The organism is Herbiconiux sp. FW305-C-125 (assembly GCF_058783455.1).
The window spans coordinates 39,692-53,144 of record NZ_JBYSYO010000006.1; the positions used below are offsets into that span (position 1 = coordinate 39,692).

The 13,453-nt window shown below is 69.9% G+C and carries 14 protein-coding genes; 10 read left to right on the forward strand and 4 right to left on the reverse strand.

Annotation, left to right across the window (positions count from 1 at the left end; genetic code table 11):
- Positions 1 to 28: 28 nt before the first annotated feature.
- From AC3WLB_RS15255 to AC3WLB_RS15285, 7 genes are all read left to right on the forward strand, one after another.
- The gene (locus AC3WLB_RS15255) at positions 29 to 964 is read left to right on the forward strand and encodes an alpha/beta hydrolase (protein WP_022895385.1); all 936 of its coding nucleotides are present in this window, start codon (positions 29 to 31) and stop codon (positions 962 to 964) included.
- Positions 961 to 1,761 (forward strand): SDR family oxidoreductase, encoded by an 801-nt coding sequence (locus AC3WLB_RS15260; protein WP_492507361.1) that lies wholly within the window; start codon positions 961 to 963, stop codon positions 1,759 to 1,761. The genes AC3WLB_RS15255 and AC3WLB_RS15260 overlap by 4 nt, the downstream gene beginning before the upstream one ends.
- Positions 1,758 to 2,963 (forward strand): acyl-CoA dehydrogenase family protein, encoded by a 1,206-nt coding sequence (locus tag AC3WLB_RS15265; RefSeq protein ID WP_492507363.1) that lies wholly within the window; start codon positions 1,758 to 1,760, stop codon positions 2,961 to 2,963. Before AC3WLB_RS15260 ends, AC3WLB_RS15265 begins: the two co-directional genes overlap by 4 nt.
- Positions 2,960 to 4,027 carry a phosphotransferase family protein gene (locus AC3WLB_RS15270; RefSeq protein WP_492507364.1) on the forward strand — a complete coding sequence of 356 codons (1,068 nt, stop codon included), beginning with the start codon at positions 2,960 to 2,962 and terminating at the stop codon, positions 4,025 to 4,027. The genes AC3WLB_RS15265 and AC3WLB_RS15270 overlap by 4 nt, the downstream gene beginning before the upstream one ends.
- Before the next feature lie 36 nt (positions 4,028 to 4,063).
- Positions 4,064 to 4,825, forward strand: coding sequence for an SDR family NAD(P)-dependent oxidoreductase (locus AC3WLB_RS15275; RefSeq protein WP_492507366.1), 762 nt, complete (start codon positions 4,064 to 4,066; stop codon positions 4,823 to 4,825).
- Between the two features lie 80 nt (positions 4,826 to 4,905).
- A complete protein-coding gene (locus AC3WLB_RS15280) occupies positions 4,906 to 5,760 on the forward strand; it encodes a sugar phosphate isomerase/epimerase family protein (RefSeq protein WP_492507368.1) in 855 nt (284 codons plus the stop codon).
- A 38-nt stretch (positions 5,761 to 5,798) separates the two neighbouring features.
- Complete coding sequence (locus AC3WLB_RS15285) at positions 5,799 to 6,731, forward strand: aldo/keto reductase (protein ID WP_492507370.1); 933 nt, start codon at positions 5,799 to 5,801, stop codon at positions 6,729 to 6,731.
- Positions 6,732 to 6,748: 17 nt separating this feature from the next.
- Here the strand turns inward: AC3WLB_RS15285 and AC3WLB_RS15290 are convergent, their stop codons facing one another.
- Genes AC3WLB_RS15290 through AC3WLB_RS15305 form a run of 4 tightly spaced genes read right to left on the reverse strand, consistent with a single transcriptional unit; the run spans position 6,749 to position 9,375 of the window.
- Positions 6,749 to 7,336: a cupin domain-containing protein gene (locus AC3WLB_RS15290; protein ID WP_492507372.1), complete on the reverse strand. Its 588-nt coding sequence runs from the start codon at positions 7,334 to 7,336 to the stop codon at positions 6,749 to 6,751.
- Between the two features lie 10 nt (positions 7,337 to 7,346).
- Positions 7,347 to 8,072, reverse strand: coding sequence for an SDR family NAD(P)-dependent oxidoreductase (locus AC3WLB_RS15295; protein ID WP_492507374.1), 726 nt, complete (start codon positions 8,070 to 8,072; stop codon positions 7,347 to 7,349).
- Between the two features lie 5 nt (positions 8,073 to 8,077).
- A complete protein-coding gene (locus AC3WLB_RS15300; protein ID WP_022895376.1) occupies positions 8,078 to 8,515 on the reverse strand; it encodes a cupin domain-containing protein in 438 nt (145 codons plus the stop codon).
- Positions 8,516 to 8,568: 53 nt separating this feature from the next.
- The gene (locus AC3WLB_RS15305; protein WP_492507376.1) at positions 8,569 to 9,375 is read right to left on the reverse strand and encodes an SDR family NAD(P)-dependent oxidoreductase; all 807 of its coding nucleotides are present in this window, start codon (positions 9,373 to 9,375) and stop codon (positions 8,569 to 8,571) included.
- A 233-nt stretch (positions 9,376 to 9,608) separates the two neighbouring features.
- Here AC3WLB_RS15305 and AC3WLB_RS15310 point away from each other — a divergent pair, with 233 nt between their 5' ends.
- The 3 genes from AC3WLB_RS15310 (at position 9,609) to AC3WLB_RS15320 (ending at position 13,453) form a co-directional block, all read left to right on the forward strand.
- Positions 9,609 to 10,868 carry a sugar ABC transporter substrate-binding protein gene (locus tag AC3WLB_RS15310; RefSeq protein WP_492507378.1) on the forward strand — a complete coding sequence of 420 codons (1,260 nt, stop codon included), beginning with the start codon at positions 9,609 to 9,611 and terminating at the stop codon, positions 10,866 to 10,868.
- Positions 10,869 to 10,957: 89 nt separating this feature from the next.
- A complete protein-coding gene (locus tag AC3WLB_RS15315; RefSeq protein ID WP_022897917.1) occupies positions 10,958 to 11,914 on the forward strand; it encodes an ABC transporter permease in 957 nt (318 codons plus the stop codon).
- Between the two features lie 9 nt (positions 11,915 to 11,923).
- The gene (locus AC3WLB_RS15320; protein ID WP_022897916.1) at positions 11,924 to 13,453 is read left to right on the forward strand and encodes a sugar ABC transporter ATP-binding protein; all 1,530 of its coding nucleotides are present in this window, start codon (positions 11,924 to 11,926) and stop codon (positions 13,451 to 13,453) included.

The following is a 13,453-nucleotide window of genomic DNA, read 5'->3' on the forward strand; positions in this document are numbered from 1 at the left end:
ATGCGAAATGACGATCGAAGGAGATCCTGTGAGGCGCGACATCGAGTTCCTGAGCGAGGGCGACACCGTGCGCGGCTGGCTGTACACCCCCGACGAGGGCGAGGGTCCTTTCCCCACCGTCGTGATGGCGGGCGGCTGGTGCTACGTGAAGGAGATCGTGCAGCCGCACTACGCGGAGATGTTCGCACAGAACGGCATCGCGGCGGTGCTGTTCGACTACCGCAACTTCGGCGACAGCGACGGCGAGCGCCGCCAGCACATCGACCCCTGGATGCAGATCGCCGACTACCGGCACGCCATCGACTTCGCCGAGACGCTCCCGGAGGTCGACGCCGAGCGCATCGGCTCGTGGGGTCTGTCCTACAGCGGCGGACACTCGCTGATCCTCGCCGCCATCGATTCGCGCATCAAGACCGCGGTGTCGCAGATCCCCGTGGTCGAGGGCTACCTCAACATGCGGTTGGCCAACGGCACCGTCAACTTCCGCCGGCTCGAGAAGGCCATCCTCGAGGCTCGACGCAAGCGGTTCGCGGGCGGTGGCGACACCATGGTGCCGCACTTCACCCTCGACACCGGCGCCGAGATCTCGGCCTGGCCCTTCCCCGAGGGCTACGAGGTGTTCCACACCTTCCAGCAGAACGAGGCGCCGAACTACGACTTCGATGCGACGCTCGAGTCGGTCGACCTCCTCATGTCCTACGACATCCGACCCTTCCTGCACCGCATCGTCGACACGCCGACCCTCGTGATCGTGGCCGAGAACGACGACATCACGCTGTGGGACGAGGCGATCGGCGCCTACAACGCCATCCCCACCTCGAAGAAGCGGCTGAAGGTGATCGAGAAGTCCGATCACCTCGCGCTCTACAGCAACCAGTCCCTGCTCATCCAGGCCGCGACCGCCGCGACCGAGTGGTTCGTGGAGCGGCTGGTGCCGCTGGGCCAGGCGACGGACGCCGGATGAGCGGGCACGTCAGCGGCCCCTCGGGCGGACGTGCCGGCGGCCGCTTCGAGGGCCGGGTCGCCATCGTCACGGGTAGCAGCCGGGGCATCGGCCTCGCGGTCGCCGAGCGGCTCACCGCCGAGGGTGCACGGGTGTGCCTCACGGCGCGCCGGCAGGAAGCCCTCGACGAGGCGGTGGACGCGCTCCCCGAGGGCAGCGCGATCGCTGTCGCGGGCCGGGCCGAGGATGCGGAGCACCGCGCCGAGGTGCTCGCCCGCGCCGCCGAGGCCTTCGGCCGAGTGGATGCGCTGGTGAACGTCGTGGGCATGAACCCGGTCTTCGGCGACCTCGTCGGCGTCGACCTCGCTGCGGCGCGCAAGATCTTCGAGGTCAACGTCATCGCCCCGCTGGGCTGGGTGCAGGATCTGCTCGCCGATCCGTCCCTCGCCTTCGCGGAGCGCGGCGGGTCGATCGTCAACCTGTCCTCCGTGACCGGTACCACGCCCTCGCCCGGCATCGGGCTGTACGGCGTCTCGAAGGCGGCGGTCGCGCATCTCACCCGCACCCTGGCGGTGGAGCTGGGACCGTCGATCCGGGTGAACGCGGTCTCGCCGGCGGTGGTGCGCACCGAGTTCTCCCGGGCGCTCTACGAGGGCAAGGAAGAGGCGGTGACGGCCGGCTACCCACTCGGCCGGCTCGGCGAACCGGCGGATGTCGCATCCGCCGTCGCCTTCCTCCTCTCCGACGACGCGCAGTGGATCACCGGCGAGGTGCTGACGGTCGACGGCGGTCTGCTGGCCGCGGGGGGAGTGGCGTGAGCGCGACCGGAGACCCGCAGCAGGCCGACGACCTGCTGGAGCGCACCCGCGCATTCATCCGGGACACCGTCATCCCGGCCGAACCGGCACCGGGCACGACCCTGGCCCCTCAGGAGCTCGAACGACTGCGGGAACTGGCGCGGGCCGCCGGCGTCTACGCTCCGCACCTCCCGGTGGAGTACGGCGGAATCGGCCTGCCGATCACGGCGTGGTCGCCGATCTTCCAGGCCGCCGGGTACTCCCCCATCGGGCCGAGCGTGCTGGGCTGCATGGCGCCCGACGAGGGCAACGCGCACCTGCTCGAGAAGATCGGCACCCCCGGGCAGAAGCACGCCTACCTCGGGCCGCTCGCGCGCGGCGAGGTGCGCTCGGCCTTCGCCATGACCGAGCCGCATCCCGGCGCGGGCTCCGACCCGGAGGCACTCCGCACCACCGCCGCCGAGGTCGACGGGGGTTGGCGCATCGACGGCGAGAAACGCTACATCAGCGGCGCCGAAGGAGCCGGCTTCTTCATCGTCATGGCGCGCACCGAGCACGGGGCGACGATGTTCCTGGTCGACGCCGGCACTCCGGGGCTGCGGGTGGGCCGCGACATCCGCACCACCGAGCACGCCATCGCGGGCGGTCACTCGCACGTGCACTTCGACGACTGCCGCGTGGGTGCCGACGCGGTGCTGGGCGAACCGCACGAGGGCTTCCGCTACGCGCAGGTGCGACTGGGGCCGGCGCGGCTCACCCATTGCATGCGCTGGCTGGGGCTCGCCCGGCGGTCACTCGACATCGCGCTCGACCGCGCGGAGTCGCGGGAACTGTTCGGCTCACGGCTGCGCGACCTCGGCCTGGCCCAGGCCCTCATCGCCGACTCGGTCATCGACATCGAGGCGTCGGATGCGCTGATCGCGTCGTGCGCCACGGCTCTCGCCACCGACCCGCGCGAGGGCGCCCGGCTCTCCTCGATCGCCAAGGTGTTCTGCTCCGAGGCGATCGTGCGCGTGGTCGATCGGGCGATGCAGCTGTGCGGCGGCGACGGGGTGTCCGACGACCTGCCGCTGGCCTCCTACTGGGGTGAGGTGCGGCCGTTCCGCATCTACGACGGGGCGAACGAGACGCACCGCTGGGCCATCGCCCGGCGGGCGTCGTCGGCGCGCCGACGCGCGATGGCGGCGGATGCGGATGCGCCGGCGGCCGGGGGTGCCGCGTGACGCACCCGGCGAGCACCGAGGTGCCGGCGAACGCCGAGGCCGCGCCGGGCACCCCTCCACTGCCGCTGGACGTCGTGGCCGCCTTCCTCGACGCGCACGGCATCGGCGCCGGGCCGGTGACGGCCGAGCGCATCGGCGACGGGCAGTCGAATCTCACCTACGCCATCCGGCGGGGCGAGACCACGGCCGTGCTGCGCCGGGGTCCGCGCCCCCCGCTGCCCCGCTCCACGCACGACATGGTGCGGGAGGCGCGCGTGCAGCAGTTCGTGGCCGCGCACGGTGTACCGGTGCCGCGCATCCTCGCCGTCTGCGACGACGAATCGCTGCTCGGCGTGCCGTTCTACGTGATGGAACACCTCGACGGCCTCGTCATCACCGACACCGTGCCCGCGGCCCTGTCGGCCGCCGACGACCGGCGTCGCACCAGCGAAGAACTCGTCGACCTGCTCATCGCCCTGCACGCGGTGCCGGTCGACGGCGACGACGCGCGCGGCCTCGGCCGGCCGGACGGCTACCTCGAGCGCCAGGTGGCGCGGTTCGCGTCGCTCTGGGCCACCGTCTCCGACCGGGACCTCCCGCTCGTCGCGGAGCTGGCCGGCCGGCTCGGCGCGCGCATCCCGTCCCCCCAGCGGGCCTCGTTGCTGCACGGGGACTACCGGCTCGGCAACGTGATGTTCGTCGCCGACGCCCCGGCGCGGGTGCGGGCGCTGCTCGACTGGGAGATGTCGACGCTCGGCGATCCACTCGCCGACGTGGGCTACCTGATGGCGATGTACGCCGACCCGGATGCCCCGCCCTCGGTCATGCAGCTCACCCCGGTCACGCGCGAGCCCGGCTACCTCACCCGCCACGAGATCGCCGAGCGCTACGCCGCCGGATCGGGTGCCGACCTCGCGGAGCTCGGCTGGTACGAGGCGCTGGCCCTCTGGAAGTCGGCGGTGTTCTGCGAAGCCATCCACACCCGCTGGCGCCGCGGAGAGCGCCCGGGCGACCGCTTCGGTCCCCAGCTCACGGCGGGGGTGCCTGCACTGCTCGAGGCGGCGAGCGCCGCCCTCGGTCGATGACACGAGGGCCGCTCGCCCTCACGGAAGGAGACACCGATGTCTGAACACCCACGAGTCGCGGTCGTCACAGGGGCGGCCGGCGGCATCGGCCGCGCGATCGCGCACCGATTCGCGACAGCGGGCGTGCGCGTGGTGGTCGCCGACCTGCGGCAGGACGCCGCGGAGCGCACCGCCGAGGAGCTGACCGCCGCCACGGGCGGCGAGTCGCTCGGCGCCTCGGTCGACGTCACCGACTCCGCGAGCGTCGCCGCGCTGGCGCAATCGGCGGTGAGGCGGTTCGGCCGCGTCGACCACCTGGTGAACTGCGCCGGCATGTCGCTCGACTCGCCGTCGCTCGAGCATCCGGACGCCGACTGGCGTCGCGTGCTCGACCTGAACCTCAGCGGCACCTTCTACGCCTGCCGCGAGTTCGGCCCGCTTCTCATCGCCGCGCAGGGCACCGTCGTGAACATCTCGTCCATCGCCGCCTTCGCCGCGACCCGCCCCGAGGTGCACGTCGGCTACGACGCCACCAAGGCGGGCATCATCGGGCTCACCCGCACGCTCGGCGTCGAGTGGGCCGAGCACGGCGTGCGGGTGAACGCGGTGGCTCCCGGCTACACGAACACCGCGATGCTGAAGACCGTCGGTGCCGAGCAGCCCGAGACGATGGCGACGTGGCTCGCGCAGACGCCGCAGCACCGCCTGATGGAGCCGGAAGACATCGCCGAGGTGGTCTTCTTCCTCTCGTCACCGGCCTCCCGGGCCATCACGGCGCAGACCATCCTCGCCGACGGCGGGTACACCGCGGCGAAGTAGCGCTCCTCGCCTGTCCAGTAGAGATGGACGAATCATCGTAGAGTGTTAATCGGCAATGAACTCAATGGTGAGGAGACCCCGTGACGATCGACCTGCTCGCGACCTGCTGGACGTCGGCCGGAGATGCCGCACCGCAACGGGGTGACGAGCGCAGCCCGATCCCGCTGCGCACGCGCATCGAGGCCGTCGCCGCCGCGGGCTGGGCCGGCATCGGACTGGTGCACGCCGACGTCGTGGCGTTCCGGGAGCAGCATCCGCTCAGCGATCTGCGGCAGCTGCTGGCCGACAACGGCCTGAGGTACGTCGAACTCGAGTTCCTCGGCGATTGGTGGACGAGCGGACCCGAACGCGCCGCCTCCGACCGCATCCGCGCCGACCTGCTCGACGCCGCCGAGGAGCTGTCGGCCCTGACCGTGAAGGTCGCCGCCGGCATGGGCGACGTCGTGCCCGATCCCGAGGTCTTCCTGACCGAGCTCGACGCCCTGGCCACCCAGGCCGCCGAGCGGGGCACGCGGGTCGCCCTCGAACCCATGCCGTTCTCGAGCAACGTGCGCACGCTCGACGACGGCGTCGCGGTGCTGCAGGCGCTCGGCAACCCGGCCGCCGGACTCTGCGTCGACATCTGGCACGTGTTCCGCTCGGGCACGCCGTACGAGCGGGTCGCGGCCCTGCCGCGCGAACTCGTCTTCGTGGTCGAACTCGACGACGGCACGGCCCTGCCCGAAGGTTCGCTCTGGGACGACACCATCGACCGCCGGCTGTACCCGGGGCGGGGCGCTTTCGAGGTGCCGGCGTTCATCGACGCCGTCCGCGCCACGGGCTTCACCGGCCCCTGGGGCGTCGAGATCATCTCGGCCGAACACCGCGCCCTCCCCATCGCGGAGTCCCTGCCCCGGCTCGCCGCCGAGGTCAAGGCCTGCTTCCCGGCCGGCTGAGCAGCCGCATCCGTTCGTCTTCGCTGAAAGGAACCCCCGTGCACACCACCGCTCTCGGCTCGACCGGTGTCGAGCTCTCCGCCGTCTCGTTCGGCACCGCACCCCTCGGTCAGCTCTTCGGCCCGGTGCCGTACGAGACCGCCGCTGCAGCCGTCGACGAGGCCGTCGATCTCGGCATCACCTTCTTCGACACCTCGCCGTACTACGGCGACGCCGAGGAGCGCCTCGGACGGGCGCTCCGCGGCAAGCGCGACGACGTGCTCATCGGCACGAAGGCGGGCCGCAACCCCGGCGAGCGGTTCGACTTCACCCCGCGAGCCATCCGGGCGAGCGTCGAACGGAGTCTGCGCCTGCTGCAGACCGACCACGTCGACGTGCTGCAGCTGCACGACATCGAGTTCACCGATCTCGGGCCGGTGCTCACCGACGGCTACGAGACCCTGGTGCAGCTCCGTGACGAGGGCCTGTGCCGAGCCATCGGGATGACCGGATACTCGCTGCCCACCGCGCGTCGCGTGATCATCGAGACCGACTGCGACCTCGTGCTGAACTTCGCTCACGGAACGCTGCTCGACAACTCGCTCGCCGACGAGCTCGGCTCCGTGGCAGCCGCGAACGAGGTGGCGCTGGTGAACGCGGCGGCCGTCGCCCTGGGGCTCCTGACGCCGGCGGTGCGCCGGTACCGGGCGGAGGGCCACATGGCACCCGGCGCGGTCGTGACGGCGGCCGAACGGATGCTCGAGGTCTGCGAGGCGGCCGGCGCCTCCCTCTCGTTCCTGGCGAACCAGTACGCCATCCAGCGCAGCGGGTCGATCAGCACGGTGGTGGGCACCACGAACATCGGCCACCTGCGCGAGGCGGTCGCCGCCGCGGAGACGGCGATCGACGAGGAACTGCTGGCCGCCGTGCTGCAGCACCGCCCCGAGCCGTCGGCGAACCAGTGGGACATCGGGCTGCCCGAGAACGCCTGAGCGGCGGCGGCGCCGCCTCAGGGGCGACGCAGCACGAGCCAGATGCCGCGCGCCGGAGCGACGCCGTCGTTGCGGTACACATGCGGCCGCGAACCGTCCACGATGAGCGAGTCACCCGCCCGCAGACGATGCGACGCACCGTCGACCCGCACGGTGAGCTCCCCCGAGACGAGGTAGCCGTATTCCGCCCCGCCTTGGGCGAGCAGTCCGTCCTGAGCGGTGCTGAGCGCGCCCGGCTGGTAGGTGACGAGCAGCGGAGTGGCTGCGGCGCCACGGATGCTCGACAACCGCTCCACCCGCACACCGTTCCGGCTGCTGAGAACAGGATTGTGCCCCCGATGCTGCACCGCCGGTGTGCGCGGGGCCGGCCGCACGGGGCCGACGGGCTCGCCCAAGACGTCGTCGAAGGAGATGCCGAACAGGTTCACCAGGGCGGTGAGCGTGCCCATCGACGGCGTCGTGCGCCCGTTCTCGACCAGCGAGAGCAGACTCGCCGACACCCCGATGGCCGACGCCGCACCCCGGAGGCTCAGCCCTTGGGCGATCCGGGCCGTGCGGATGCGCGTGCCGATGTCGTCGTCGAAGGTCGGCTGCACGGTGTTCACGACCCGGTGTTCATGGTGTCGTGTAGCCGCCGTCGAGGACCAGTTCGCCTCCGGTCATGTAGCTCGACTCGTCGGAGGCCAGGAAGAGGGCCCCGTAGGCGATCTCGCGCGCGGTGCCGAGCCGGCCCATCGGCGTCTGGGCCACCACGCCCGCGGTGACCCCGGCATCCTGGGCCGCGATCAGCGGGGTGTCGATGATGCCAGGATGCAGCGAGTTCGCCCGGATGCCGTCGCCGACGTAGGAGAGCGCGAGATTCTTGGTGAGCAGCCGCACGGCGCCCTTCGACGCGGTGTAGGCGGCCACTCCGGCTGCCCCGGCGATGCCCCAGATCGACGACGTGTTGATGATCGATCCGCGGCCGGCGGCTTTCATCACCGGCACGACCGTGCGCGCACCGTAGAACACCCCGTTGAGATTGACGTCGATCACCCGATGCCAGTCCGCGAGCGGGATCGTGTCGACCGGTTCGTACGATCCCACCAGGCCGGCGTTGTTGAACAGCACATCGATGCGCCCCTCCGCCGCCACGATGCGATCGACCGTCTCCCGCCAGTCCGCCTCGTCGGTGACGTCCAGGCGAACGGCGGTGATCCCCGCGCTCTCGAACGGCGCACCCTCCGCCACGTCGGCCGCGTAGACGCGCGCGCCCTCCTCGGCGAACAGCTCCGCCGCAGCCCGCCCGATGCCACCCGCGGCGCCGGTGACGAGCGCGACCTTGCCCTCCAGTCTCGGCACCGCGATCAGCTCTCGGACTCGAGCTTGTCGGTGCCGTTCGGCACGAAGTGGGGCTCTCCGCCGGGCGGGTAGGCGGTGTATCCGGTCTTGTCCTTCGGCATGTAGCTGATGGCGAAGGCGAGCGCACGGAATCCCTCACCCTCCTGCGCCCGGATGCTGTGGATCTCGTTGCGCGGGATGCGGATGAGGTTGCCCGGCACCACCTCCTGCTCCTCGTCGCCGACGCGCATGACGGCGTTGCCCGACAGGAGGTAGTAGAACTCGTCGGTGTCGTGCGAGTGCGGCTCGAGCGCGGCGCCCGCCGCGAGCTCGAACTCGTCGATGAACTCGAGGTACCCGCCCTCGGTCTCGTCGCGCAGCTCCTCCTTGTGGAAGAAGAACCAGGAGCGGCAGGTGCCGCCGTGTTCGAGCATGGTGGGGACGTTGGTGTCTTTGACGATCATGATCGGCCTTTCGATGCCGGGCGAGTGGATGCGGGAGAGGAGACGGCTGCCGGTCAGAACGTCGCGCGGACGGTCCCGCCGTCGACGCCGAGCGTGCTGCCGGTGGTGAAGCCCGCCAGGTCGGAGGCCAGGAACAGGATCGCGTTGGCGACCTCTTCCGGCTCGCCCATCCGGCCGGCCGGGATGCCGCGATCCTCGATGAAGGCCTGCACGGCGGCCTCACCCTTGGCGCCGTAGGCGGCCTCGAGGTTCTTCAACCAGCCCGTGCTCTCATCGGTCCAGAACGGCGTCCAGATCGGCCCGGGGGCGACGTTGTTCACCCGCACCCGGGGCGCGTAGGCGCGGGCGAGCGACTTCGCCACGCTCGCCACCGCCGCCTTGGAGGCGGCGTAGTCGACGATGGTGTCCTCGGCCTGCCGGGAGAGATCGGAGGTCACGTTGATCACCGCGCCGCGGCCGGCCGCGTACATCTCGGGCACGATCGCGCGGCACATCCGCACCATCGAGAAGAAGTTGAGCTCGAAGGTGCGATGGAAATCGTCGTCGGTCAGCTCTTCGAAGGTCTTGAGCCGACCGGCGCCGACGTTGTTCACCAGCACATCGGGGGCGCCGCCGCTCAGCCGGATCGCCTCGGCGGCCGCTCCGGCGACTCCGTCGGCCGTCGAGAGGTCGGCGTGCACGGGCGTGATCAGGTGCTGCAGACCCGCCTCGGCGATGTGCTCGCTCAGCACGTCGAACTCGATGTCGACGGCAACCACCCGTGCGCCCTCGGCCGCGAACGCATCGATGGTCGCCCGACCGATGCCGGTCGCCGATCCGGTCACGACCACGGTCCGCTCCGACAGTCCGAAATCCGCCATTCGTCAGCCTCCTTGTTGACTCGGCGGGCGTTGCTTCGACCTCCATCGGTCGTTCACTGCAAATTAACGCCCCTGCCAACAATTACCATATCCGCTGGACATCGCCTAGGCCAGATTCGCGGGATTCCAGGGAATTATCACATTCTGGGTGTTGAACGGTTGTGAAGCGGCGCTAAATCTGTAAAGTGTGTCTCGACAAGCAGAGTGTCCTGTACGTCTCACGAAGGAGTGACATGAATCGCAGAGTGTGGAGCGCCGGGATCGCCGGCCTCGCCGTCATCAGTCTTCTCGGACTCGCCGGGTGTTCGTCGGGCGGGAGCGGAGGCGGAGGCAGCACGACCGCCGCGTCGGAGCTTCCCGACTCCGTCAACCTCAACGGCGAGACCGTGGTCTCGCTGTTCACCAGCATGAACAACGACTACTACGCCAGCTGGGCCCAGGGCGCGCAGCGCGCCGTCGAGGCCTTCAACGGCAAGTACGTCGGACTCACCAACGAGGGCGACCCGGCCACCGAGCTCGCCCAGTTCCAGCAGCAGGTCGACGCCGGCGCGAAGATCATCTTCATCACCGCCCCCGACCCCTCGAACGTGCCGGCGATGGCCGACATCGCCGAGCAGAACGGCGTCTGCTTCGTCAACACCTGGGAGCAGCCCACCTGGACCTCGCCCTTCGACAGCGGCGACCAGTACGTGTCGTACCTCACGCCGAACTCGGAGGAGGTCGCCTACACGGTCGCCAAGGCCCTGTTCGACGAGATCGGCGGCAAGGGCAACGTGGTGCACCTCACCGGCCACCCCGGCGCGACGCCCGACCAGCTCCGCAACGCCGGCTTCGACCGCGCCCTCAAGGAGTACCCCGACATCAAGGTCATCGCCGAGCAGCCCGGCGAGTGGGACCGCGACACCGCCCGCCAGGCGATGGCCGGCATCATCACCCAGTTCGGCGCCGACAAGATCGACGCCGTGTTCGGCCAGAACGACGACGTCGGAATCGGCGCGCTGAACGCCCTCACCGAGGCGGGTGTGGAGACGGCCGACCTGCCCCCCATCACCGGCATCGACGGCAACCTCAGCACCATGCAGCTGATCAAGGCCGGCCAGATGTTCGGCAGCTACTCGGGCATCCCCCAGTTCCAGGCGGGCTTCAGCTTCGTGCAGGCGCTGGACTACTGCAAGGGCGCCAAGGTCGACCCGCTGAACCGGATGCTCAACACGGGCGGCATCTTCGTCACCGCCGACAACGTCGACGACTACATCAACACCTACACGGGCGACAACGACCCGTACGACTGGGTGAAGATGAGCCGCGTCGCCTACCCGGACGACTGGGACCCGCAGAACGCGGTGAACACGATCGACATGGAGGCGATGTGGAGCATGCTCGAACCCAAGCCCGCGAACTTCACGCTGCCGCAGGCCTACGCCGACGCGCTGCCGAACCGGGCGACCGTCGACGCGGAGTGGGCCGACCACTGGAAGCTCCTGAAGAACTGACCCGCCACTGATCGACCCCACCCTGCCGGTCCGACTCCCGTCGGGCCGGCAGGGCCCCTCTTTCGTTCCGCACACAATGGAGTCCCAACGTGAATTCACTGGCCAGGCCGCTCAAGTGGGGTGGCGGAATCCTCCTCCCGATCGCGGCGATCATCGTGCTCGTGATCGTCTTCTCGATCCTCGCGCCGAGCTTCTTCCAATTCAGCACCCTGATCGGTGTGCTCCGTGAGTCGTCCGTGCTCCTGGTCGTCGCCATCGGCATGACCTTCGTGGTGTTGATGGGCAGCATCGACCTCTCCGTCGGCGCCACCGTGACCCTCTCCGCCCTGGTCGCCGCCACCATCGCCCAGAGCGGCAACTGGCCGCTGGCGATCCTCGGCGGGCTCGGCGTCGGCATCCTCGTCGGCCTCGTCAACGGCGTGCTGTTCGCCATCGTCAAGGTGCCGAGCTTCTTGACCACACTGGGTGTCAGTCTCGCCGTGACCGGCGTCGGCCTCTGGTTCGTCAACGGCCGGCCCGTGCAGATCTTCGAGCCGGGCTTCACCTGGATCTCCCAGGGCAAGCTGTTCGGCGAGTTCCCCTTCATCGCCGTCTGGGCGCTCATCCTCTGGGGCATCTTCTCGTTCATCGGTCAGAAGACCCGGTTCGGCCGCTACACCTTCGCCATCGGCGGCGCCGAGGCGGTGAGCGGCCTGGCGGGCATCCCCATCCGCCGCATGAAGCTCTGGGTGCTGGTGCTCTCGGGCGCCCTGGCCGCCGCCGCCGGCATCCTCCTCGCCTCCCGCGTGGGAGCCGCGACGCCCGGCATGGGCGACCGTCTCACCCTCGACTCGATCGCCGCCGTCGTCATGGGCGGTACCGCCCTGACCGGTGGTGTGGGCGGCGTCCACCGCACCATCCTCGGTGTGCTCGTGATCACCGTGCTCACCGTGGGGCTCAACACCCTGGGCGTGCAGCCGTACATGCAGCAGATCGTGCAGGGCGCGGTCGTGGTGCTCGCGGTGGCGCTCACCCTCGACCGCTCGAAGCTCAGCGTCATCAAGTAAGGGGCGGCAGTGACTGACACCACGACGCGCACCACACCTCTGTTCGAGGCGCGCAATCTCACGAAGAGCTTCGGGCCGGTGCACGCCGTCCGCTCCGTCTCGATCGAATCGCGGGTGGGTGAGGTGCTGGGCCTCGTCGGCGAGAACGGCGCCGGCAAGTCGACGCTGCTCAACATGATCAGCGGCACCCTCGAGCAAGACGAGGGTGAACTCCTGCTGGGGGGCGAGGAGGTGCACTTCCGCACCTACCAGGAGGCGACTCAGCGCGGCGTGTTCCGCATCTTCCAGCACCAGGCGCTGGTGCCGAACCTCTCGGTCGCTGCCAACGTGTTCCTCGCCCAGGAGGCGAAGTTCACCCGCTTCGGCTTCATCGACGCCAAGCGGATGGCCCGGCTCACCCAGGACATCTTCGACGAGCTCTCGATCGACCTGCGAACGGATGCGGAACTCGGCTCGCTGAAGTTCGCCGAGCGTCAGGTGGTGGAGATCGTGCGCTCGCTGGCACAGGCACGCCTGCTCGGCATCGAGCATCCGGTCATCCTCTACGACGAGCCGACCAGCGCCCTGTCGCGCGAGCAGATCGAGTTCTTCTTCGGCTTCGTGCGAAAGATCCAGCCGAACGCCGCCCAGGTCTTCGTCTCGCACCGCCTCGAGGAGATCATCGAGCTCTGCGACCGCATGGTGGTGCTGAAGGACGGCGAAGTGGTGAGCGTGCAGGACGACCCGCATGCGCTCTCGGAGACCCGCATCCACGAGCTGATGGTGGGCCGCAAGGCCGAGGCCTACAACCGGAGCCACCACGTCGACTACTCGCAGACCCCGCGGCTCGAGGTCGAGGGGTTCTCCGGCGAGGGCTTCGACGACGTCTCGCTCAGCGTGATGCCGGGCGAGGTGCTCGGCATCGCCGGGGTGGTCGGCTCGGGCAAGTCGGAGTTCGGCCGCGCCGTCTTCGAACTCGGCAAGGGCGCCGAAGGGCGCATCGCCGTCGACGGCAACGAGCCGGAGCGCAACGGCTCCCGCGCGGGCATCCGTGCACGTCTGGGCTACGTGCCGACGGAACGACACAAGGACGGCATCGTCCTCGGCATGTCGGTCGCGCACAACCTGTCGCTGCCCGAGGTGGGCGCCGCGATCGGCTCGCCGATTCTCAACGCCCGCCGCGAGGTCGCGAACACGAAGCAGGCCATCACCGATCTCGGCATCAAGACACCCGGTGTCGACGCCCCGATGAGCAGTCTGAGCGGCGGCAACCAGCAGAAGGTGCTGCTCGCCCGCTGGACGACCCTCGGCTCGCAACTGCTCGTGCTCGACAACCCCACCAACGGGGTCGACGTCGGCGCGAAGGCGGAGATCTACCGGCTGATCGAGAACCTGACCGAGCAGGGGGTGTCGGTGCTGCTGATCAGCGACGACCTGCCCGAGATCCTCGCGCTGGCCGACCGCATCGTGGTGATGAAGGACGGCCGGGTCCGCACGACCACCGACATCGACCCGGCGAACCCGCCCTCCGAGGTCGAGCTCGTCGCCGCCATGGTGTGA